This is a genomic window from Sphingomonas sp. PL-96 (genome assembly GCF_020707215.1).
Lineage (GTDB): Bacteria > Pseudomonadota > Alphaproteobacteria > Sphingomonadales > Sphingomonadaceae > Sphingomonas.
In genome coordinates, this window is record NZ_JAJFET010000012.1 from 54,077 (window position 1) to 74,996 (window position 20,920).

The 20,920-nt window shown below is 65.3% G+C and carries 22 protein-coding genes and 1 pseudogene; 11 read left to right on the forward strand and 12 right to left on the reverse strand.

All coding sequences use genetic code 11. The features are described from left to right. From LK533_RS16565 to LK533_RS16610, 10 genes and pseudogenes are all read left to right on the forward strand, one after another. A complete protein-coding gene (locus LK533_RS16565; RefSeq protein WP_229364178.1) occupies positions 1 to 1,560 on the forward strand; it encodes an efflux transporter outer membrane subunit in 1,560 nt (519 codons plus the stop codon). Then, a complete protein-coding gene (locus LK533_RS16570; protein WP_229364179.1) occupies positions 1,557 to 2,630 on the forward strand; it encodes an HlyD family secretion protein in 1,074 nt (357 codons plus the stop codon). Before LK533_RS16565 ends, LK533_RS16570 begins: the two co-directional genes overlap by 4 nt. Next, positions 2,627 to 5,395 (forward strand): ribosome-associated ATPase/putative transporter RbbA, encoded by a 2,769-nt coding sequence (rbbA, locus tag LK533_RS16575; RefSeq protein WP_229364180.1) that lies wholly within the window; start codon positions 2,627 to 2,629, stop codon positions 5,393 to 5,395. The genes LK533_RS16570 and rbbA overlap by 4 nt, the downstream gene beginning before the upstream one ends. A gap of 3 nt (positions 5,396 to 5,398) precedes the next feature. Next, on the forward strand, positions 5,399 to 6,523 hold the full coding sequence (locus LK533_RS16580) for an ABC transporter permease (protein WP_229364181.1): 1,125 nt from the start codon (positions 5,399 to 5,401) through the stop codon (positions 6,521 to 6,523). Continuing rightward, positions 6,520 to 7,569 (forward strand): L,D-transpeptidase, encoded by a 1,050-nt coding sequence (locus tag LK533_RS16585; RefSeq protein ID WP_229364182.1) that lies wholly within the window; start codon positions 6,520 to 6,522, stop codon positions 7,567 to 7,569. The genes LK533_RS16580 and LK533_RS16585 overlap by 4 nt, the downstream gene beginning before the upstream one ends. 133 nt (positions 7,570 to 7,702) lie before the next feature. Continuing rightward, positions 7,703 to 8,503, forward strand: a complete 801-nt coding sequence (locus LK533_RS16590; protein ID WP_229364183.1) for a S1 family peptidase — start codon at positions 7,703 to 7,705, stop codon at positions 8,501 to 8,503. Beyond that, positions 8,496 to 8,885 carry a hypothetical protein gene (locus tag LK533_RS16595; RefSeq protein WP_229364184.1) on the forward strand — a complete coding sequence of 130 codons (390 nt, stop codon included), beginning with the start codon at positions 8,496 to 8,498 and terminating at the stop codon, positions 8,883 to 8,885. Before LK533_RS16590 ends, LK533_RS16595 begins: the two co-directional genes overlap by 8 nt. Continuing rightward, positions 8,869 to 9,078 carry a PD-(D/E)XK nuclease family protein gene (locus LK533_RS16600; RefSeq protein ID WP_229364185.1) on the forward strand — a complete coding sequence of 70 codons (210 nt, stop codon included), beginning with the start codon at positions 8,869 to 8,871 and terminating at the stop codon, positions 9,076 to 9,078. The genes LK533_RS16595 and LK533_RS16600 overlap by 17 nt, the downstream gene beginning before the upstream one ends. A gap of 155 nt (positions 9,079 to 9,233) precedes the next feature. Then, a pseudogene (locus tag LK533_RS16605) lies at positions 9,234 to 9,485 on the forward strand (transposase); the annotation flags it as partial. A 385-nt stretch (positions 9,486 to 9,870) separates the two neighbouring features. After that, positions 9,871 to 10,050, forward strand: a complete 180-nt coding sequence (locus tag LK533_RS16610) for a hypothetical protein (protein WP_229364186.1) — start codon at positions 9,871 to 9,873, stop codon at positions 10,048 to 10,050. Positions 10,051 to 10,264: 214 nt separating this feature from the next. Here LK533_RS16610 and LK533_RS16615 read toward each other — a convergent pair whose 3' ends face one another. The 7 genes from LK533_RS16615 to LK533_RS16645 all read right to left on the reverse strand — a co-directional run bounded on the left by LK533_RS16615 (position 10,265) and on the right by LK533_RS16645 (position 16,690). Continuing rightward, positions 10,265 to 11,398, reverse strand: a complete 1,134-nt coding sequence (locus LK533_RS16615; protein ID WP_229364187.1) for a retropepsin-like aspartic protease — start codon at positions 11,396 to 11,398, stop codon at positions 10,265 to 10,267. Positions 11,399 to 11,527: 129 nt separating this feature from the next. Continuing rightward, a complete protein-coding gene (gene adhP / locus LK533_RS16620; RefSeq protein WP_229364188.1) occupies positions 11,528 to 12,550 on the reverse strand; it encodes an alcohol dehydrogenase AdhP in 1,023 nt (340 codons plus the stop codon). Positions 12,551 to 12,582: 32 nt separating this feature from the next. Beyond that, on the reverse strand, positions 12,583 to 13,041 hold the full coding sequence (locus tag LK533_RS16625; protein ID WP_229364189.1) for a hypothetical protein: 459 nt from the start codon (positions 13,039 to 13,041) through the stop codon (positions 12,583 to 12,585). Positions 13,042 to 13,052: 11 nt separating this feature from the next. Beyond that, positions 13,053 to 13,259 (reverse strand): hypothetical protein, encoded by a 207-nt coding sequence (locus LK533_RS16630; RefSeq protein ID WP_229364190.1) that lies wholly within the window; start codon positions 13,257 to 13,259, stop codon positions 13,053 to 13,055. Positions 13,260 to 13,369: 110 nt separating this feature from the next. Further along, entirely contained in the window at positions 13,370 to 15,715 is a 2,346-nt protein-coding gene (locus LK533_RS16635) for a DUF3772 domain-containing protein (protein ID WP_229364191.1), read from the reverse strand. Between the two features lie 90 nt (positions 15,716 to 15,805). Continuing rightward, positions 15,806 to 16,192 (reverse strand): hypothetical protein, encoded by a 387-nt coding sequence (locus LK533_RS16640; RefSeq protein ID WP_229364192.1) that lies wholly within the window; start codon positions 16,190 to 16,192, stop codon positions 15,806 to 15,808. A 36-nt stretch (positions 16,193 to 16,228) separates the two neighbouring features. Beyond that, positions 16,229 to 16,690, reverse strand: a complete 462-nt coding sequence (locus LK533_RS16645) for a hypothetical protein (protein ID WP_229364193.1) — start codon at positions 16,688 to 16,690, stop codon at positions 16,229 to 16,231. Between the two features lie 58 nt (positions 16,691 to 16,748). Between LK533_RS16645 and LK533_RS16650 the strand changes: the two genes are divergently transcribed. Further along, the gene (locus tag LK533_RS16650; RefSeq protein WP_229364194.1) at positions 16,749 to 17,366 is read left to right on the forward strand and encodes a TetR/AcrR family transcriptional regulator; all 618 of its coding nucleotides are present in this window, start codon (positions 16,749 to 16,751) and stop codon (positions 17,364 to 17,366) included. A gap of 48 nt (positions 17,367 to 17,414) precedes the next feature. Here the strand turns inward: LK533_RS16650 and LK533_RS16655 are convergent, their stop codons facing one another. The 5 genes from LK533_RS16655 to LK533_RS16675 form a co-directional block, all read right to left on the reverse strand. Further along, complete coding sequence (locus LK533_RS16655; protein WP_229364195.1) at positions 17,415 to 17,798, reverse strand: hypothetical protein; 384 nt, start codon at positions 17,796 to 17,798, stop codon at positions 17,415 to 17,417. 153 nt (positions 17,799 to 17,951) lie between these two features. Beyond that, entirely contained in the window at positions 17,952 to 19,034 is a 1,083-nt protein-coding gene (locus LK533_RS16660; RefSeq protein ID WP_229364196.1) for a patatin-like phospholipase family protein, read from the reverse strand. A gap of 70 nt (positions 19,035 to 19,104) precedes the next feature. After that, positions 19,105 to 19,761, reverse strand: a complete 657-nt coding sequence (locus tag LK533_RS16665) for a DUF3313 family protein (RefSeq protein WP_229364197.1) — start codon at positions 19,759 to 19,761, stop codon at positions 19,105 to 19,107. Positions 19,762 to 19,792: 31 nt separating this feature from the next. Next, positions 19,793 to 20,527 carry a sigma-70 family RNA polymerase sigma factor gene (locus LK533_RS16670; protein WP_229364199.1) on the reverse strand — a complete coding sequence of 245 codons (735 nt, stop codon included), beginning with the start codon at positions 20,525 to 20,527 and terminating at the stop codon, positions 19,793 to 19,795. Next, positions 20,527 to 20,920, reverse strand: a 394-nt coding sequence (locus tag LK533_RS16675) for an efflux RND transporter permease subunit (RefSeq protein WP_324255327.1), incomplete at its 5' end; no start/stop codon positions are given. The genes LK533_RS16675 and LK533_RS16670, both read right to left, overlap by 1 nt.

Consider the following 20,920-nt stretch of genomic DNA (forward strand, 5'->3'; position numbering starts at 1 on the left):
TTGGTTCGGTATCGGCTGCCTCGTCTCGGAGGCGGGGCCGATAATGCCCCACAAAGAATGAGGACAGCGCACCAGCACATGGCTGAATCGAGACCGATCAGAGCAGGAAAGCGGCGGCATGCGAGCTTGGCATTGTCTGTCGGGGGACCAATCCTTCTAGCCGGATGCTCATTCGCGCCCGCCCATGTACGTCCTGCACAGCCTGTCCCGCAGGAGTATCCCGGCGCAGCCATCCCGGGGACATCGATTGCCCATATCGGCTGGTACGACTTCTTCCGCGAGGAGCACCTGCGCGCCCTGATTGCTGCCGCCCTCGAGAACAATCGCGACATACGGATTGCGACGGCGCGCATCGCCGAGGCTCGCGCTTCCTGGCGGATCGAAGGGGCCGCATTGTACCCCGAGCTCAACGCAGTCGGAACGGGCACGCGCGGACGCTCGATCATCAACCTCCCAGGACTTGGCACCCAGAGCTACGACGTCAAGCAGGTGAGCGCGCAACTCAGCGCAGGCTGGGAGATCGACTTCTGGGGACGGTTGCGGAACCTGAGGGAAGCAGCGCGGGACCAGTATCTCGCAACGGAGGAAGCACGGAGGGCGGTCGCGACGGACCTCGTCTCCCAGGTTGCGAACGGCTATCTGCTCGAACGTGAATATGAGGAGCGCGTGGCGATCGCGCAGCGGACGATCACGACGCGCGAGGAAGCGCTGCGGATCATGCGGCGCCGCTACGAGGTGGGCTCAGGCTCGAAGCTGGAGATGACGCAGGCGCAGATGCTGCTCGCGCAGGCGCAGACGACGCTGCAGAGCCTGGATCAGGACCGCGCGGTCAATCGCAATGCGCTTGCCCTGTTGGTGGGGCGGCAGATGGAGATCCCGCCGGGGCCGCTCGGCCTTGTCGAGGCTGCGCCCGAGATCAACCTGCCCGCGGGCCTGCCGTCCGAACTGCTCGCAAACCGGCCCGACATCCTAGCGGCCGAATATCGCCTGCGCGCCGCCGACGCGAACATCGGCGCAGCCCGTGCCGCCTTCTTTCCCAATATCAATTTGACCGCTGCATTCGGCGCGGCGAGTTCGGACCTCGATGGGCTTTTCGGCGACGGCAACCGCTCATGGAGCTTCACGCCGACGATCACGCAACCCCTTTTCAACGCCGGCCGCCTCGCGGCCAACCTCGATGTCGTGAAGGCCCGGCAGGTCGCGGCGGTGGCGGATTATGAAAAAACCGTTCAGGTTGCATTTCGCGACGTGTCGGACGCTCTGGTCCGGCGCCGCCAACTGGCGCTTCAGATCCAGACGACGCGCACCGTGCTCGATGCCCTGCAGGAGCGCGCCAGACTTGCCCAACTTCGCTTTAACAACGGCCGCTCGGCCTATCTGGAAGTCCTCGACGCCCAGCGCGACCTGTTCGAGACCGAGCAGGCGCTCGTGCAGCTTCGTCGCGGCCATCTTGCCAGCGCCGTTGCCCTCTACGCCGCACTGGGCGGCGGATTTGTCGGGCGGGCGGCTTCCGATGGCTCTGCCACCATTATTCAAAGCTCAGGAGAACAGGCGCGATGAAGGCAGCCCGGAAGACATGGCTGGTTCGGGGCGGCATCGTGGCGGTGGTTATCGCCGTGGCCTTCGTGCTGTGGCAAGTGCTCAAGCCCTCGGAGCTTCCCGTAGGAATTGCCAGCGGCAACGGCCGGCTCGAAGCGGTGGAGCTGGATGTTTCCGCCAAGTCCCCCGGCCGCATTCGTGATATCCTCGTCGACGAGGGTGCATTCGTGAAAGCGGGCCAGGTGCTCGCGCGCATGGACACCGATGTCCTGAATGCGCAGAAGGCGGAAGCACAAGCGCAGCTCGCACAAGCGCAGACCGCCATCCAGACCGCGGAGAGCCAGGTCGCACAGCGACAAAGCGAGCGTGCGGCGGCTCTCGCCGCCGTTCGGCAGCGCCAGGCGGAGCTCAACGCCGCGCGAAAGCGGCTCACGCGTTCTGAGACGCTGGCGCGGGAGGGCGCTACCGCGGTCCAGGAGCGCGACGACGACCAGGCTCAGGTGGAGGGGGCGAGCGCGGCCGTCGAAGCGGCAAAGGCGCAGCTCGCCGCGGTCGATGCGGCCATCGGCACGGCACGAAGCCAGGTGATCGGCGCCCGCTCCAATGTCGATGCAGCAAGCGCGACCATCCAGCGGATCGAAGCGGACATCCGTGACAGTGATCTGCGCGCCCCGACCGATGGGCGTGTCCAGTACAGGGTCGCACAGCCGGGCGAGGTGGTCGCCGGCGGCGGACGCGTCCTCAACCTCGTAAATCTGGGCGACGTCACCATGACCTTCTTCCTGCCCGAGACTGTGGCAGGCAAGGTGGCGCTGGGATCGGACGTCCGGATCGTGCTCGATGCGGCGCCGGACTATGTGATTCCGGCAAAGGTCAGCTTCGTCGCCGATGTCGCTCAGTTCACGCCCAAGACGGTCGAAACCGAGAGCGAGCGGCAGAAGCTGATGTTCCGGGTGAAAGCGCGGATCGATCGCAGGCTCCTCGAACGCAACATCACCCAGGTGAAGACGGGCCTTCCCGGCATGGCCTATGTGCGTGTCGATCCCAAGACGGAGTGGCCTGCGAAGCTGGCGGTCATTGTGACGCGATGACCGGGATTTCGCCGCCGCCGCTCGCGGCGCGCTTGTCGGGGGTCAGCGTACGTTACGGCAAGACGCTGGCGCTCGACGGTGTCGAGCTCGAAATCCCGGCGGGCCGAATGGTCGCTCTGATCGGACCGGATGGTGTCGGGAAATCCAGCCTGTTCTCGCTCATCGCGGGCGCGCGAGCGGTTCAGGAGGGCCGCGTCGAGGTCCTGGACGGAGACATCGCGGATCGTGAGCACCGTGAATCGGTGTGCCCGCGGATTGCCTATATGCCGCAGGGCCTCGGCAAGAACCTCTATCCCACGCTCTCCATCGACGAGAACCTGGAGTTCTTCGGCCGTCTCTTCGGCCAGGATGCGGCGGAACGGGAACGGCGGATCTCCGAGCTGACGGAGAGCACCGGCCTCGCCCCGTTCCGCAACCGCCCGGCCGGGAAGCTGTCGGGCGGCATGAAGCAGAAGCTCGGGCTGTGCTGCGCGCTTATCCACGATCCCGACCTCCTGTTGCTGGACGAGCCGACCACCGGGGTCGATCCCTTGTCGCGCGCGCAGTTCTGGGATCTGATCGACCGCATCCGCGAGGACCGGCCGCAGATGAGCGTGCTGGTCGCCACCGCCTATATGGAGGAGGCCGAACGGTTCGACTGGCTAGTCGCGATGGATGCAGGGCGGGTTCTCGCCACCGGTACTACCGACGACTTCTACGAACGAACCGGCACGAACTCCTTGGAGCAGGCGTTCATCGCACTTCTGCCGGCAGAGGCGCGGCAGGGTCATAAGCGGGTCGAGATTCCCGAGCGTGATACCGGCGGGGAAGAGATCGCAATTGAGGCGAAGGGCCTCACGATGCGTTTCGGCGACTTCACCGCAGTCGATCACGTCGACTTCCGGATCGAGCGGGGCGAGATCTTCGGCTTCCTTGGCTCGAACGGCTGCGGCAAGTCGACAACCATGAAGATGCTGACCGGCCTTCTCAAGGCGAGCGAGGGGCAGGCATGGCTATTCGGGCGCGAGGTCGAGAATGACGACATGGCGACTCGCCGCCGCGTCGGCTATATGAGCCAGGCCTTCTCGCTCTATTCCGAGCTGACGGTCCGGCAGAACCTGGAACTGCACGCGCAGCTCTTCCATGTGCCCGCCGACGAGGTCGCCGGTCGCGTTGCGGAAGTCGCGGAGCGCTTCGGCCTCACCCAAATCAGCGAGGCGTTGCCGGACGCCCTTCCGCTCGGTCAACGTCAGCGGCTCAGCCTTGCGGTGGCAATGATTCACCGGCCCGAGATGCTGATCCTCGACGAGCCGACCTCGGGTGTGGACCCGATCGCGCGCGATCAGTTCTGGCAGATGATGATCGACCTGTCGCGGCGCGACAAGGTGACGATCTTCATTTCGACTCACTTCATGAATGAGGCGGAACGCTGCGACCGCATCTCGCTGATGCACGCCGGAAAGGTGCTTGTCTCCGATACGCCGGGAGCCATCGTTGAGGCTAGGGGCAGCACCAGCCTGGAAGAAGCTTTCATCTCCTATCTGAAGGAAGCGACGGAAGAGGAAGAGCCGGCGGCCGACGATCGCGGGAGCGCCATGCGAGAATCGCCGGTCGGCGCGGAGCCTGAGGTACCGGCTTCTTCATCGCGCCGTTCGCATTGGTTCAGCCGCAGGCGGATGATGAGCTATGCCCGTCGCGAGGCACTGGAGCTTCGGCGCGACCCGATCCGGGCAACGCTGGCGCTGCTGGGAAGCGTGCTGCTCATGTTCATCATGGGCTATGGCGTCAGCACGGACGTGGAGGATCTGCCCTTCGCGATCCTCGACCGCGACGCCACCACCACGAGCGAGAACTACGCGCTGAATCTTGCGGGTTCACGCTACTTCGTGGAGCGGCCGCAAATCACGGACTATGCCCAACTCGACCGGCGCATGCGCTCGGGCGAGCTCAGCGTCGCGATAGAGATACCGCCCAATTTTGCGCGCGACCTGAGACGCGGTACGCCGGTCGAGATCGGCGTCTGGATAGACGGCGCCATGCCGCAGCGAGCCGAGACAGTGCAAGGCTACATCCAGGCCATGCATGCGCAGTGGCTGAGCGAGACAGCGTTGCAGGAACTTGGTGCCCGTCCGGACGCCGGTCTCGTCGGAATCGAGCTTCGCTACCGCTATAATCCCGACGTCAAGAGCCTGGTCGCCATCGTGCCGGCGGTGATTCCGGTCCTGCTCCTGCTGCTACCCGCGATGCTGACGGCGTTGAGCGTCGTGCGCGAAAAGGAACTCGGATCGATCATCAACTTTTATGTGACGCCGATCAGCCGTCTCGAGTTCCTGCTCGGAAAGCAGCTTCCCTATGCCGCTCTGGCCATGGCGAACTTTGTTATGCTGGTGCTGCTTGCGTGGGCAGTCTTTGGTGTGCCGATCACCGGCAACGTTCTTGTCATGACCGTGGGCGCTTTGTTCTACACGCTCTCGGCAACCGCCCTTGGTCTGCTCTTCTCGATCTTCATGCGCAGCCAGATCGCGGCGTTGTTCGCTACCATGGTGGGTACGATCCTGCCCGCAATCCAGTTTTCCGGCTTCATCAACCCGGTCTCATCGCTGGAAGGGGCCGGCGCGATAATCGGCGCGATCTTTCCGACCACGCATTTCGTGACGATTTGCCGCGGCGTTTTCTCCAAGGGGCTCGGCTTTGCCGATCTGACGCAGGAACTGGTGGCGCTGGCCATCGCCTTTCCCGTGATTCTGGGTCTCTGTGCCTTGCTGCTGAAGAAGCAGGAGAGCTGAGCCATGGAACATGCCTTCAACATCTATCGGCTGGGCATCAAGGAGCTGCGCAGCCTGTGGCGCGATCCGATGATGCTGCTCCTGATCGTTTATGCTTTTTCGCTCGGCATCTATGTGTCGGCGACAGGCACGCCCGAGACGCTCCACCGGGCGCCGATCGCGATCGTCGACGAGGATCAGTCCCCACTCTCCAATCGCATCATCAGCGCCTTCTACCCACCGCATTTTACCAAACCCTCGCTCATCCAGCTGAGCGAAGTGGATGCCGCGCTGGATGCAGGGCGCTACACCTTTTCGCTCGACATCCCGCCCGATTTTCAGCGTGACGTGCTCGCCGGCCGACAGCCGGCGGTGCAACTCAACGTCGACGCCACCCGCATGAGCCAGGCATTCAGCGGAGGCGCCTATATTCAGCAAATCCTACAGGGAGAGGTTTCCGAATTCATGCAGGGCACGCGTGCCAGCGTCGCCCCGCCCGTCGACCTGGCCCTTCGAGCCCGCTTCAACCCGACACTGGCGCAAAGCTGGTTCGGTGCCGTGATGGAGATCATCAACAATGTGACGATGCTCTCGATCGTGCTGACCGGCGCCGCCCTTATTCGCGAGCGCGAGCACGGGACGATCGAGCATCTGCTGGTCATGCCGGTAACGCCCTTCGAGATCATGGCCAGCAAGGTATGGTCGATGGGACTCGTCGTGCTCGCCGCCTGTGCGTTCGCCGTGACCATTGTGATTCAGGGGGTGCTGCAGGTGCCGATCGAAGGATCCGTGCTCCTGTTCCTTCTCGGAGCCGGCCTGCACCTGTTCGCGACGACGTCGATCGGCATATTTCTTGGGACGGTCGCCCGTTCGATGCCGCAGTTCGGCATGTTGCTGATGCTCATCCTGCTGCCGCTCCAGATGCTTTCGGGCGGATCGACCCCGAGCGAGAGCATGCCGGAGTTCGTACAGACCATCATGCTCGCCGCGCCGACGACCTACTTCGTGAAGATGGCCCAAGCGGTACTTTATCGCGGCGCGGGTTTGGACGTGGTCTGGCCGCAGTTCCTTGCTATCGGTGTGATCGGCGCGGTGTTCTTCGCCGTTGCGCTCTCCCGTTTCCGCAAGACGATCGGAGCGATGGCGTGACCTTGGAGCCTGTCGCAAATCGGCGCTGGAAGATGACCAAGGGGCGGTGGCTCGATCGTCGGCATGTGCTGCGTAGCGCTCCGCTCTTCTTCGGAGCGCTGGTGCTCGCACGCTCCGGCCTCGCCGACGCGCAGGTCGATCTGGACGGCCCATCTGTCGAAGACGCGGTTCGCCGAATGAAGCCGGGCGAGTATTTGTGGGCGCCGGAAGTGGCGCCTACCGGGCCGATCCTGCTGATCGTCAGCCTGCGGGTTCAGCGTGCCTACGTCTACCGCAACGGCATCCCCATCGGGATAACGACTGTCTCCACCGGCAAAGCAGGCCATGAGACGCCGACCGGCGTGTTCACGATCCTGCAAAAACGTGTCGACCACAAATCCAATCTCTACAATGATGCTCCTATGCCGTTCATGCAGAGGCTGACATGGGATGGCATTGCGCTCCATGCCGGTAATCTTCCGGGCTATCCGGCTTCGCACGGCTGTATCCGGTTGCCGTTGGCCTTCGCCCGTCTCTTATATGATGTCACGAGGATAGGCCTGACGGTACTGATCACCGACGGGGAGGCTGTGCCCCGCTTTGCGCCAACGCCCGCCTTCCTGCGTGGAAACGCTCGCGCTGGCAGCGAAGCGCTCGAACAAGGCGGCTCAAGCGTCTGGAATCCAGAATTGTCGCCAAGTGGGCCGGTGTCGATCCTGGTCAGCGCTCGTGACCGACGCATGATCGTGCTGCGCAACGGCATCGAGATCGGTTCGGCCACCATCGCTTTGGAGCGCGCGATCACCCGCCCCGCCGCTTACGCCATGAGCGCACGAGATGAAGCAGGTGATCACTGGATTCGTCTGAAGCTTCCGGGGCAGCCTCCCGAGACAGATCAGGAACTCACGGTTGAGGAGCGTTCCCGCTTGCGCCTGCCGGAAAATTTTCGCACCGCGTTGCGCGCGGTTCTTACACCCGGAACAACCGTGATACTCACGCAGGACAGCTTGAGCGGCGGCTCGGCCGGAGAACCACTGACCGTTATGGCAGGTGAGGCGACGCCCTAGCCGCACGGCTGCATTCTCGTTTCATCGGAGACACGCATATCGCAGCGAGGCTCTAGCCGCTTTCTTTTCTCAGGGGCTGGATCGCCGCTCGGACAGCGCCCGTTTTCTCGAAGATCTGGATGGAAAGGCTGAAGTGACGGCGTCCGGGATCGACACCTGCTCATTGGTGCCCTTGTATGTCGAGGCCTTTTACGGCGACCAGCTCCTTGGAGGTGCGACCGCGTTCCCGTGGTTGCGGTTCGACGGCCGTCTGTCCCTGGTGACGAACTGGCACGTCGTCTCTGGTCGCAACAACGAGACCAACGACGTCACGCATATGCAGGGCGGCATACCGGATCATCTACGGGTGCACGTTCCCTTGAACGATCGGGATCGACCGCCATTGATCGTCCGGGTCCCGACGGTCGATGCGGGCGGCGAGCCTTTATGGGACGAGCATCCGGAACACGGCCGCGCTGTCGACATCGCCGCTCTCGACGTCGATTTGCCGCCGCCCGGCGAAGCGTCAGTGATGCCGATGAACGCGATCCGCACCGTGCCGCTCAAGCAGCGTATCGGGATGCCGATCTTCATTCTCGGCTATCCGTTCGGTCGCCCCGGTATCGGGCTGCCCGTGTGGAAACAGGCAACTTTTGCCAGCGAGCCGTTCTTCACCGCGAGCAAGCATCAGCGCTATCTGATCGTGGACACCGCGTCGCGGCCGGGCATGTCCGGGTCACCGGTCATCCAGAGAGCGCATGGCGAAGTCGAGCTGGAGGGCACGCACGGCCGCATCGAAGCCGGCGATGGCGCAGTCAACTTCATCGGCATCTACTCGGGCCGATTTCACACCAACGATTCCTCGGACGCCCAGCTCGGTCGCGTGTGGCCAGCAGTGCTGGTGCGAGAGGTTGTCGCGGCGGCTGAGGCTCGCGCGAGGGGCCGACGTGGCTGACGCTCTTCAGGCGAGCGCACTGGAGACCGCCTTCCTGGCGCTTCGTGCCGTGCTGCCACCCCGGCAGCCGCGGGCGCCCAAGCAATTCTACGCGCTGGGCGACCTACAGGCGGCCTTTCAGGCGCTGAAGGGGCCGCTCGCGACCGCCAAGGCGCAGGGCGGTCTCGTAAATCCCTGGGCGCTGGCGAGCTTGGGCCATGATGAGGTGCATAACACGCGCGCTCTGGCCGGGCTCTGGATCACCGAGTTCGAAGGCGGGACCTCCAGACAGTTCTTGGCGCACTATCTTCGCGCTGCGCTGCCAGCGACGGATTTGGTTCGCGGCGCTGGAGGCGGGGTACCGGGTCGGCACGGAAATTTGCCCGATGGGAGATGCCGCTGACCGCCTGGATCTAATTATCGAAACCAGCCTCTATCTGATTGGTATCGAGGTGAAGATACGTGCCGGCCTCGGCCGCGATCAGCTCGAGCGATATAAGGCGTCGGTGTTTCGGCGCGCCGAGCTGCAGAAACGATCGGCGCGCATCGTGTTGCTGGCGCCATTCTCGCCCGACGTGCCGGACGGGGTGGGCTGACGTTGCGGGCGCCGCTCGCACCGCAGCCGGCCGGTCGGTAACAAGTCGGACCTTCGTACAGCAAATGATTGCCGCGTTCGGCGAGCATGTCGACGCGTTCTAGGAGGAACTGATCATGCCGGAGCCCGCCGTCGGCGCGCTCATCGTGAGCGATGGTGCTCGATGGCCCGGACAATCGCGGCGCCTTTGTCTCCTATGTCCGCCAGGTGCTCGTGCCCGACCTGTCGCCCGGCGACATCGCCATCATGGACAATCTGTCGAGCCATATGGCTCCCGCCGCACGCGAAGCCATCGAAGCCGCAGGAGCAAAGCTGCTCTTCCTTCCGCCCTATAGTCCCGACTTCAACCCGATCGAGCAGGCCCTCTCCAAGCTGGTGAGCATGGGGGAGCAGGCATGCGAGGCGACGGGTGTCGATACGCTCACGGTGCTGGCCGACCGCGGCTACTTCTCAGGTCCCCAGGTGCTGGCCTGCAAGGAGGCAGGCCTCGTGCCGATCTGCCCCAAGCCGCTCACGTCGGGTGCGAAGGCCGACAGCCGCTTCGGCAAGCAGGATTTGTCTACCAGCGGGATACCGACACCTATCGCTGCCCGGCGGGCGAAATCCGACCAAACGCTTCTCCAGCCTTGAGCAGGAGCTGATCCTCCATGGCTATGCAACGCTTGCCTGTCGCTCACGCTACGCCGTCAAGGCGAGCTGCACCGCCAGCATCGAGCGACGCATCAAGCGATGGGAGCACGAGGAAGTGGTTGAGGCCATGCAGGCCGCCTTGAGCGTTGGCTCGACGCCATGCGTGTCCGACGAAGAACGGTCGAGCACATCTTGGCACGCTCAAGGACTGGATGGCCACTCCAAGATGCGGAGGCTCGACAACGTCGCAACCGAGGCCAGCCTCCATATCCTAGCCTACAACATTAAGCGCGTCATCGCCCTCCTCGGCGTGATAGGGTTGCTCGCCGCCATGCAAGGCTGAGTGCTCGGTCTCGCTACCGTCCCTGCGATCTCCGCTCACAAGCCGTTCTCACACAGCCTCCACCACTTCCCGCCATCACGTTGTCGCAGAAGCGGCGATATATGCGGTGCTGGGAAGGCAGTATATTAGCAACAGCGCAATGACAGCTAGCGGCTAGCCCGGCTATTCGGCTCGTGATTCCAGAACCGGACACATGCCCGGTTTCTGGCTATGCTCAAAGATAGTCAGCGAGTGTCAGGGTAAGGTCGCGTCGAACGCCCGCGTGTTCGACAGTCAATGCGATTTTCGTCCCGGCGGGATCGTACATGCGGTCGATCAAAGCATCGAAGTCCGCACCGATGAGGCGATCGCCGCGCTCCAGTCCCGCCTCTTCTGCCGGGCTGCCTGCGCCCACCACGCCCACCTTCGTCTCCTTGCCGTCTCGCTCGATCCAGATGCCTGCTCGATTGTATCGCTCGGACTGCGGGCCCAGGCCGTTGCGCTTCAGGTAAACCGCGCCTTCAGCCGCACCTGTCGCGATGTTGAACCGCCGGAGAAGCGGGAGCCCCACGATACCCGCATCGAAGACCCCCCACTCGGGTCTATCGAGCATGGTTACCATCACCCCTTCAATGGTGGCGCCGGCCAGCTCGAACGCCGGTGCTCGCACCATGCGGCCCTTGCCGCCGGGGGCTGTCGGGCTCCAGCGCGGGCCGTCCCAAAGTCCCATCGCCTCTGCGGCCTTGCGGTAGACCCGGGTCGAGTTTGGCATGCCGGTGTCCAGTCCGAACCGGAAACTCCTTCCGCCGAGCACGACGTCGGCAAACATGAAGGCCGATCCGTTGCGGTTCCCATGATGGACGATCGCCCGCTCGTAGCGCGTCCAGCCCGTTCGATCGGGGCTGCCGTCCTGATAGATGCGCCATTCGCGCATTTCGAAGTCGAGCTCGCCGTCGGCCGCCGTCAGCACGCCAGCGGCGAGCGAGCCCACCGCGCCGCCGCCGAACCCGAAGTCCTCGACGCCCGCGAACGCCGCACGTGGCTGACGCAATTGTCCGCCAAACTCGAAGTCCGGCACCTCAAGGATCGGATAGGGTTTGCGGCCGACCGTCAGCGCCAGCGTGGTCTGGCCCAGCATTTTGAGCTTGAGCTTCTCGGCAAGCTTCATGTCGATCAAGCCGATCGTGCCGCCGGTATCGATCAGAAATTGGAAGGGGCCGCGCCCACCAATCGAGCAATCGACGAGTACCCTGCTCTCCGTGAGTTCGATCGGGATCCGGACAGGTGGGGTCGTCCCACGAGTTACGGATGCCGGGAGAAGGGCCGCAGCGCCCACCCCGACGATGAGGCTGCGGCGCTGGATGGACATGGTTGATTCTTCCTCCACGAGCTCAGCAGGATAGGGTCACGCCGTGACAGCATGGTGATAGGCGCCTGCGCCTGGACGAAACCGCTCCCGCGATATCGGGGCCAGGGCATGCGCTGGCCGGCAGGCCCGTCACGGCCGCAGGACGATGCGCCCTTCCACCTTGCCGCGGCGCAGTCGGTCCAGAACATCGTTCACGGCGGAAAGCGGCTCCACCGCGACCGTCGTCCTGACCTTGCCTTCCGCGGCGAAGGCCAGCGCCTCCGCCAGATCCTTGCGCGTGCCCACGATGGAGCCGCGTACGGTGATCCGCTTCAATACCACGTCGAAGATCGGGGTCGGAAACGCGCCCGGGGGCAGGCCGACCAGGGCCACGGTGCCGCGCCGGCGCGCGCAACCGATCGCCTGCTGGAATGCCGCCGGGGAGACCGCGGTCACGAGCACGCCGTGCGCGCCGCCGCCGGTGGCGGCCACGATCTTTGCCGGCGCATCTTCGGTGCTGCAGTTGGCGACCACGTCCGCGCCGAGCTCGGCTGCCAGATCGAGCTTGTCCTGCGCAACGTCGAGTGCCGCGACGTGCAGCCCCATCGCCTTGGCATACTGGATGGCGACGTGCCCCAGCCCGCCGATCCCCGAGATCACGACCCACTCGCCCGGCTTGGCCTCCGTCTCCTTCAGCCCCTTGTAGGTGGTGACGCCGGCACACAGGATCGGGGCGAGTGAGGGGAAGTCTGGGTTGGCCGGCAGGAGCCCGACATAGGGTGCGCTGCCGATCGCATATTCGGCATAGGTGCCGTTCACGCCGTAGCCGCTGTTATGCTGCTGCTCGCACAACGTCTCCCAGCCGGTCTGGCAATATTCGCAGCGGCCGCAGGCATCGTGCAGCCACGGAATGCCGACCGCGTCTCCTTCCTTGAGGTCGTCGACGCCCGGCCCCAGGGCCGCGACATAGCCGACCCCTTCATGCCCGGGGATGAGCGGCATGATCGGCTTGACCGGCCAGTCGCCGTCGATGGCGTGCAGATCGGTATGGCAGACGCCCGTCGCCTCGATCTTGACCAGCACCTCGCCGGGGCCGGGTGTCGGTATCGGAAGCTCCTCGATCACGAGCGGCTGTCCGAAGTTTCGCGCAACCGCCGCCTTCATGATCGCCATTCGAGATGTTCCTTGTGATGCTGATGCTCTACCTACGCAGGCTGCTCCCGGCTGAACTTGACGCCCGTCAAACAGGCGCGGCTTTTATCCGACGCGAACGTGCGCCTGCCGCAAGCTCCACCACTTCCGCGGTGATCTGCTCCTGGCGTCAGCCGCTCTTCCACCTGCAGGGCAGCAAGCCGGCCGTCGATGTTGGTCTTGCCCGCTGCCATGGTGGTCATCCGCGCTTCATTCTCCGCGGCGCAGGCCTCGATCGCGGCCTCGCACAACTGGGCTAAGACGTATTCCTCACCGTGCCGGGCGATCAGCTCGCCCGGAGCCAGGTTGACCACCGGCGGCAGCGCGGACGGCTGCGGCGGGTGCGCGTTCTCGTCGAACGGCAGCAGGGTGCGCCGGACGAGATGGGGACCCTGGCCTGTCCGCCAGACCGGAGAGACGAGGTCGATCGGCGTTGCCCCGGCGTCGACCAGATAGGCATAGACCGCATCCAATATCCGCGTCGCTAAGTGGGTAAGGGCGGATGCCCGGTTCGGCAGCGGCGCCGTCCAGGCGGGGTTCGGCCGCGTTCGGTCGCGAGCGTGATGGCGCGGCTTCCGACCAGAAAGACATGGCCGTCGGCAAGCGCATCCTGCACGGCGTCGACCACCAGTTCGGCAAAGGTGCCGGCAAAGCCCTGTTCGGCCCTGAACACCACTAAGCCCGGGCGCATGGTGCGGAGTGCTTGCGACCCCGCCGACGTCGGCCGCAGCGCGCGCGGCGGCGATGCCGCGCATCGCATCCACCACGCCCCCCCCAGCTGCCGGACCGTGGCGCATGCCTTCACGAAACGGTCCCGACCACGACGCCTTCGTGCTGGAGGCGGTGCAGCAGCACCAGCAGCACGCCGCTGCGTGCACCGTAGACCGCGCGTGGACCGGTGACATGCGCGAAGCTGTTGAACAGGATGCGGCCGTCTGCGATTGAATCGACGAACACGCTGGGGGCAGGGTCGGTCAGAATGGCATCCTCCTCGGCAAAGGCCTGGAGCAGGATTCTTTTGACCTTTGCTGGATCGGCTTCGATCGGAACTGAGAACTTGATCTGTACCCGCCCGAGAGGGCTGGTCAGTGTCTTGTTCAGCACCGGCTTGGTGATGAGTTCGGAATTGGGGACGATAAGCGTGGAATGATCGTCCAGCTCGATCTCGGTGGATCGCACGTTGATCCGCTTCACGTCGCCTTCGTCGGCTCCAACCCGGATCAGGTCGCCGATCTTGATCGGCCGCTCGGCCAGTAGGATCAGGCCGGACACGAAGTTTTGCGTGATTGCCTGAAGGCCGAAGCCGATGCCGACCGAAAGTGCGGACAGCAGCAACGCTAGCCGCTCGACTCCTACCCCCAGGGACGCCAGCGCCCAGATAATTGCGAGCGCTACGCCGATGTAGCGAGACACGAGGCTGACCGAATTGCGGGCGGACCCATCGAGGTCGGTGACCGGCAGGTAGCGGGTGTCCAGCCAGCGCATGAAGGCGCGCATCAGGGCGAGGCCGACGAGCAGCACCACCGCACCGCGCAGGATCGTTCCCGGCGACACGGAGACCTCCCCGATCTCGATGCCCTGCGAGAGCGTGCCCAAGCGCCCGAACATGCTCGACAGGCCGCCGCTGCCACCGAACGGGGAAAGCAGCGCCCCGATCGCCAACACTAGGATGACCAAGCGCGTGCCTCCCGACAGGATCAGGCCGAACTGGTCCACCGCGCTGCCGCGAAGTCCCAATCCTCGCGTCAAGGTTCGCCCGAGATGGCTTTCTCGCGTGAACACGCTGGTGAGGATGTCGTCGCTCGCCTTGCCGAGCAGATAGGTGGCTGCCCCCAGCACGGTCGCCCAGGACAGGAACTGCACGATGGTGAACGCCAGCCCGATATAGCCGCTAAGAAGGGCAAGGAGGGCGACACCCACCGCCATCCATGCCGCCAGTTCGAGTAGCCCCAACCCCGCCCGGGTCGTGGAGGCATCGCCGTCGTCTTGGCGGGACCGGTCGGTGCGGATGCGCCCGAGCGCGAGCAGGAACGTGCCGATCAGCAGCAGGTAGAGCAGCGCCATAACCGCTTGGGTGACGACCCGTGCCGGCTGGCTGGCACCAACCGCATCGTTGAAGCCGTTCACCAGCAGCCAGGCCGCACCCAGTCCCGCCAACATCCAGGACAGGGGGCGCAGACGGTTTGCCACCTCATCGTCGATCGGTGCGAGCCGCCACGAAGGCTGCGACCGCATCAGAACGGCACCGGTGATTGCAGCGGTGAACCCGCCGAAGCCGAATGCGGCCATCGCGACGTTCAGGAGGTCGTCCCACCGCACGGGTGCAAGCCCCGACCAGCGCAGGCCCTGCACCACAGCGAAGGCAGCCAGGAGCGGGGAAAGCGTGCCGAGCAGCACCCTCCAGACGGCATAGGCCGACCGACGGACCCGGTGACCGGGCGCCCCCTCGATCAGGTAGCGTTGGCCTAGCCGCGCCAGCCACTGGCGGCCGGGAAAGAGCAGCGCCACGGCGAAAAGCACGCCGCACATGGCGGCCCAGGGGAAACCTGCATCCACCTGCGCCCTGATCTGCCTGGCACCCTGGGATGCGAACATCTCGATGCGTCGGAGATCGCGCGGCACGGATCGGAAGACCGAGCGCCAGAAGGCAGGAGTAATCGGCGACACCACCTTGGCGGCCACCGTCTGCGCGAACTGTTCGGCTTCGCTACGATCGAGTTCTTCGGCGAGCTGGCTGGCTTCCACGTCGGCCAGACCGGCACGTTTCACCGCAGCGTCGATCGCCGATCGCTGCAGGCGCAACTGCCTGCGCTGTCTCGCGATGTCCGGCGCCTCGTCCGCGGCGGCGTCACCCAGACCGGACAATCGGGCATCGACGAGCGCGAGCTGCTTGGAGAGTTGCGAAGCAGCGAGCGCCACGGTCGCCCGGGCCGCCAGGATCCGGGTGCGCAATCCGCGACGCTCGTCGGCATCGACGCGGACATCAAGCGCGCGATCCACGCCGCGAACGTCCTGCTCGGCTTGTGCCAGCTGGCGGTTGGCCGTCAACACCGGCGTGTCCTGCGCGAGGGCCGGTGGCGATGGTGCCGCAACCGCCGCAAGCAGCATCAGCCAGCACATCCGGCGGATCAGGTTTGTGACGTGCATGGGCGGCTCATCTTGAAAGGCGGTCTATTGCGTCTACAGGGCGGGGGGGCACGAGGTCGGACGCCTCCGGCCCGTCGTAATGAAGCGACCCTACCGTGCGGTGAAGCCGGCCTCCTGCGCCTGCGCAGCAGCCGCCGCGGCACGCAGTTCGCCCTTGCTGATTTTGCCGCTGTTGTCCGCGTCGACGGCGGCGAAATTATCGGCCAACTGCGGCAGGACCGCCGCCTCGCTGGGATCAATGCCACTGTCCTGGTTGGTGTCCAAGCCCGCGAAGGCGCTGTCGAGCTGCTGCGCCTGGCGCGCTAGGCGGATGCGCATGAACCGATCGAACTCGGACCGGTCGACCTTGCCGTCGCGGTTGGCGTCCATCGTGGCGAAGCCCGCGTCGATATACGCCTTGGTACGGGCATCCGTCTGCGCCGTCGCTGCGGTGGCAAGCAGGGTGCCGCACAGCATGGCGATGCCGAACTTCTTCATTTTTTGACTCCAGAAGTGAATGGGGACCGAGATCGATCAGGTGGGCTTGCGAGCTCCGTATGGCCGGACGCTCGATGGCGACGAGGCTTTCCAGGCCGGACGGTTGTCCCGTCCGTCGCGAGCGTTGACCGACCGATCGAGATTTCTGATCCGATAGCGCGGCTGGCGACGGTCTTTGCTGGTCACATTGCCGATCGCACCACCGGCAGCTGCGCCGGCCGCGCTCGCCCAGGGGTCGCCGCCAGACAGCAGCGCTCCGCCCAGCAGGCCCAGGCCCGCGCCGATGATGGTGTTGCGGGTCTTGTCGTCGCTCGACCGGTCACGGTGTTCGTGGCGAGCCTGCCAATCCTGCGCAGAAGCGATTTGGGGCACCGTCGACATGGCGCCGGCCACAAGCGCGGCGGCCAGAATTTGCTTGTTCATTCCGTCCTCCGGAAAAAGCGCCCGCCATTCGCGCTTGCGTCGCCGATGGTTCAGGCTGTTATAGGGTGCCGCCATCTATACGGCGTATAGAGGATGACGGCGATCTATACGCTGTTCAAACGATTGGGTTCCGATGGCGCGCGCGCAAAGCAGAGAAACCTATCATCACGGGTCGTTGCGGGAGACCCTGATCGCCGCGGCGGATGCCATCGTTCGTGAGCGGGGGCTCGAGGGGTTCTCGCTCCGGGAAGCGACCCGACGCGCCGGCGTGTCCCCGGGGGCGCCGAAGCACCATTTCGGCAGCGCCGCCGGGCTTCTAACAGAGGTGGCGATCAGGGCGTATGACGAACAGGCAACCTACATGGATGCGGTTGCGCTGAGCGGCGAGGTCGCGAAAGACCTGCGGGCGCTCGTGCTGGCATTTGTGCGCTTTGCGTTCGACCACCCCGAGCGGTTCAGGCTGATGTTCCGGAGCAAAACCTTGAAATCGGACGATAGGCTGCATGCCGCGGCAGTAGGATCTCTGGAGCGCATGGTGCGGTTGATGGCGGCCTACAGCGATGTCGACGTCACCGATGATACCTCAACGATCGTCAACCCCGAGGTCGTGGCTTCGATCGCCACAGCACATGGGCTGGCATCGATGGCACTGGAGAACCTGCCGCAACCCGAAGGCGTGCCACCGGAGCAGGCCACGCTGCTAGGCACCAGCATAGTTTCGATCATCGAGGCGCGCTGGCCGGATCGCTGAACAGGTTGGGCGGTAACGCGCGCGCGCCTCGCGCCGACCGCGTTTCAGCTAGTAGTCCCAGCGTTCCGTCTGACGATAGTAGCCGCGGGGTGGCGGGGGCGGCGCGTCGTTGTAGTACCCGCCGCGATACGTCACCTGCGGCGGGGTATCATAGGCGTAGCCCCGCGGTCGGTGGTACCTGTCGCGAGCGCTGGATGCGATCGCGGCGCCAAGGCCTAGGCCGAGCAGACCGCCGAGAACCGCACCCGCGGCCGCCCGGTCATGGTTCCGGGTGCCACGCCCTCGGTTCCAGCCGCGATTGCCATTCCAGGACCGATCGCCGCCCCGGTTCCACCCGTTCGCGCGCTGCGCCTGTGCCTGCGCGGGCATCACGGTAGCAACCGTCATGCTTCCCAGCGCCACCGCCATACCCAGCCTGCCGAAAATGGTCATGGTGAACTCCTCTACACGCCCAAACCGGTCGACCGGTTCACGGCTTCATTATCCGCCGCTATCTGAACACTGTATAAATGGGAGGGTTCCCGTGGGAATCAAACGGTTCATGGCGACCAGAGACCCGCCATCTCTCCGTGAGGGGACGCGGGATCAAGGCGTCAGGCAGTTTGGCTTGGCTGCCGCCTCGCTTGTACCTAGCGCATAGAGCTCTCGCATGTGGGCGGTGTCGAACAGCGGCGCATCCTCGCGTAACGTGTCCCCCTCGATGGAGCACAGCCGGAACGCGGACGTATGGTCGCGCGTGAAGCGGCGCACCTCTTCGACGCCGCCGCGATCCAGATACCTCAGCGACGTCGCCAGCCCGCGCGACAGGATACCAAACGTGTCAGGCTTCACGACCTTGAATGCCGGGGTGTAACGGCCGTTGTAGAACAGATAGATCGCACCGCGTCCCGCTTCGTCACGCGGAGCCTGTGCGAGCAAACGGCTCGGCAAAACGAAGAAGCCGGACACCGCACCTCCGTCAACATGCATCTCGGCAAAGTGCCGGCCGTTCGCGGTGGCGTCGATCAACACCGGCGGAAACACGCCCGGTATGCTCGCGGACGCCAGCAACACCTGCTGGAACAGGGCAACGCGACCGGGCGAGGTGCCGGCGGCGATCGCGCCCATGTCCCAGATCACGCCGCGTTGGGCATCCAGGTTGGTGGTCATCACCAGCAGCCTGCGTCCCTTGCGGTGTTCGGCGGCGACTCGCTCGACCAGCGCGACGTCGGCATAGCGTGCGATCAGTTTCGCAAGGGGGCGGCTGTCGACCAGGCTGGATCCGCCGAACAGACCCCGAAGAACGCGCTGGCGATACACGTCGCGTGCGCCGATGCCGGTGTAGATGGCGGTCAGCGCCGCGTCTTCCTGTGGACCCAGGAAGGCGAACGGTGCGATCAGCGCACCCGTGCTCACGCCCGTGACCACGTCGAAGCTTGGACGATCGCCGCGCCGGCTCCACCCGTTCAGCAGTCCGGCACTGAACGCGCCTTTGTCGGAGCCTCCGGACAGCGCCAGCAGCGTGCGCGGCATCGCCAATCCGGCGTTCCGGCGCTGGTCGAGCAGGGACGCACTCCAGCGGTCATAGGCCGCGTCGTCGTCCTCCGACCAGAAGCGGACCTGCTGCTGTTCGCCCAGCGGCATGGCGGATGACAGATCGGTCGCCGTGTAGGGCGTGCGTAGCGGCATCGTCGCACATCCTGAAACCGCCAGCGCGGCCGCCGGGATCGTTCGTAGCCAGAAGCGTTTCATGCGACCCTCAGCGTCCGTCCGATTGGCCGGCAACGATCGACCCGGCCAGCACCTCGTCCAGCCGCCGGGCGGCCTCGGCGAACGCCATGCGGGCATGATCGTAGGCGACGTATGACCCCTTAACGTTCCAGGGCTTGCCGTTCCGAAAGGCGGCGAGTTTCGCGAGCACCGCCCCGGTGCGCGCATCCTCGATCTGTACCTCCTCGCTCGCGCCACCCTGAAGCGGCGCGAACAGGCTGACGGTGCCGAAAGTCAGGCTGGACGCGACCTGGGCGGGTGCGTTGATGTACCAGCGGGTCCGACGCACGTTGGTGATTGCGGCGCGCACCCGCAGCGTCGACGCGTCGGCGTCGCTCTCCTCGACGATCCGGTAGCGGCCGGCGAGGCGCTCGGTCAGCGCATCGTGGAATTTTCGTGTCAGCTGCTCCTGGACCGCGGCCTCCCTGGGGGGGGCATGCCATTCGACCGGTGCCACCACGACACGCCGATACATCGCACCGTGGAACGTCGGCGCCACCCAGAAGGCGGCGTTCTTGTGCTTGCCCGCCCGTTGCAGCGGCTGCTGATGGCCGAGAAAGCCCGACTGCGTCAGCTTCTGCCCGCCGGTCGAACATCCCGCGACCAGGCAGGCGGCAAGAGCGATGGCTGTCAAGTTTCTGGTCATCACCTCAACTTCTCAATAGAGGGGCTTGCTGTCATCCGATCAGGAGCGGCCGGCCTTCCGCCTTGGCTTCCGCCCAGGCGCGCCGTAGTCTGCCGGGCTCGCGGATCGGCTCCGCGACCGCTTGCGGCGGTTCGATGGCAGCGGTCGGCCTGCTTTGCTCCCCTTCCAACATCGCCTTCAGCGCGACGCGCGCACGGCACACGCGACTTTTCATCGCGCCGAGCGAGATCCCGGACTGTTGCGCCGCCTCTTCGTACGAGAGGTTCTCAATCGCCACGAGGCGTAGCGCTTCCCGCTGCGCGGCAGGAAGCACGTCGACCAGGCCAGCAACCTCGCTCAGCTCCGCGATGGCGGTCTGGCTGGCTGGTTGCGCCAGCCTGTGTTCGGCGTCGATCTCGTCGTAGTCGCCCACGAAGCGTCCACGGTGGCGCTGGCTGAGGAAGACATTGCGGATGATCGTGAAGGTCCATGCCCGCAGGCTGGTACCCGGCTGGAACCCCGAACGCGCCGACCAGGCCCGGAGCATCGTATCCTGCACGAGATCATCCGCCACCTCTTCCTCGCGGCTGAGCGAGCGGGCATAGGACCGCAGGCGCGGGCGCAGCGCGGCAAGGTCGCGGCCGAAGGCGCGATCCGCGGTCCCGGCATCCGGCGATCCGATCCGATCGATCAGCTCCTGCAGTTCGCGTGGGAGCGCCGCTGAGACCTCGAAGCTCCCGCGCAGGCTGTAGGAGATCGCGGCGAGGATTGGCGCTTCGTACCCCATCACGCGTGCTCCTTCCGCCCGGTCTCGGCGCGTCCGGGGCCCACCAGCCTGGCGAGGCGTGGTAGCAGCCGATTTTCGAAATCGTCGATCACCTCATACACCACGGGCACTAGCACCAGCGATAGTGCGGTGGACGATATCAGACCGCCGATCACGGCCAGCGCCATGGGAACGCGGAACTCGGATCCCTCCCCGAGGCCCAGGGCCGTGGGCACCATGCCTGCGGCCATCGCCACCGTGGTCATCACGATCGGGCGGGCGCGCTCGCGGCACGCCTCGATCAGCGCGTCGTGTTGCGACACGCCGCTGCGCTCGGACTCGATGGCATGTTCGACCAGCAGGATCGAGTTCTTCGCGGCCAGCCCCATCAGCATGAGCAAGCCGATCAGCGCG

What these genes read in the sequence shown, in the direction of transcription:
- LK533_RS16570 (WP_229364179.1), top strand. Translation starts at nt 1,557, where the DNA reads ATGAAGGCAGCCCGGAAGACATGGCTGGTTCGGGGCGGCATCGTGGCG.
- rbbA (WP_229364180.1), top strand. Translation starts at nt 2,627, where the DNA reads ATGACCGGGATTTCGCCGCCGCCGCTCGCGGCGCGCTTGTCGGGGGTC.
- LK533_RS16580 (WP_229364181.1), top strand. Translation starts at nt 5,399, where the DNA reads ATGGAACATGCCTTCAACATCTATCGGCTGGGCATCAAGGAGCTGCGC.
- LK533_RS16600 (WP_229364185.1), top strand. Translation starts at nt 8,869, where the DNA reads ATGGGAGATGCCGCTGACCGCCTGGATCTAATTATCGAAACCAGCCTC.
- LK533_RS16615 (WP_229364187.1), bottom strand. Translation starts at nt 11,398, where the DNA reads ATGTCCATCCAGCGCCGCAGCCTCATCGTCGGGGTGGGCGCTGCGGCC.
- adhP (WP_229364188.1), bottom strand. Translation starts at nt 12,550, where the DNA reads ATGGCGATCATGAAGGCGGCGGTTGCGCGAAACTTCGGACAGCCGCTC.
- LK533_RS16630 (WP_229364190.1), bottom strand. Translation starts at nt 13,259, where the DNA reads ATGCGCCCGGGCTTAGTGGTGTTCAGGGCCGAACAGGGCTTTGCCGGC.
- LK533_RS16635 (WP_229364191.1), bottom strand. Translation starts at nt 15,715, where the DNA reads ATGCACGTCACAAACCTGATCCGCCGGATGTGCTGGCTGATGCTGCTT.
- LK533_RS16640 (WP_229364192.1), bottom strand. Translation starts at nt 16,192, where the DNA reads ATGAAGAAGTTCGGCATCGCCATGCTGTGCGGCACCCTGCTTGCCACC.
- LK533_RS16645 (WP_229364193.1), bottom strand. Translation starts at nt 16,690, where the DNA reads ATGGCGGCACCCTATAACAGCCTGAACCATCGGCGACGCAAGCGCGAA.
- LK533_RS16650 (WP_229364194.1), top strand. Translation starts at nt 16,749, where the DNA reads ATGGCGCGCGCGCAAAGCAGAGAAACCTATCATCACGGGTCGTTGCGG.
- LK533_RS16655 (WP_229364195.1), bottom strand. Translation starts at nt 17,798, where the DNA reads ATGACCATTTTCGGCAGGCTGGGTATGGCGGTGGCGCTGGGAAGCATG.
- LK533_RS16660 (WP_229364196.1), bottom strand. Translation starts at nt 19,034, where the DNA reads ATGCCGCTACGCACGCCCTACACGGCGACCGATCTGTCATCCGCCATG.
- LK533_RS16665 (WP_229364197.1), bottom strand. Translation starts at nt 19,761, where the DNA reads ATGACCAGAAACTTGACAGCCATCGCTCTTGCCGCCTGCCTGGTCGCG.
- LK533_RS16670 (WP_229364199.1), bottom strand. Translation starts at nt 20,527, where the DNA reads ATGGGGTACGAAGCGCCAATCCTCGCCGCGATCTCCTACAGCCTGCGC.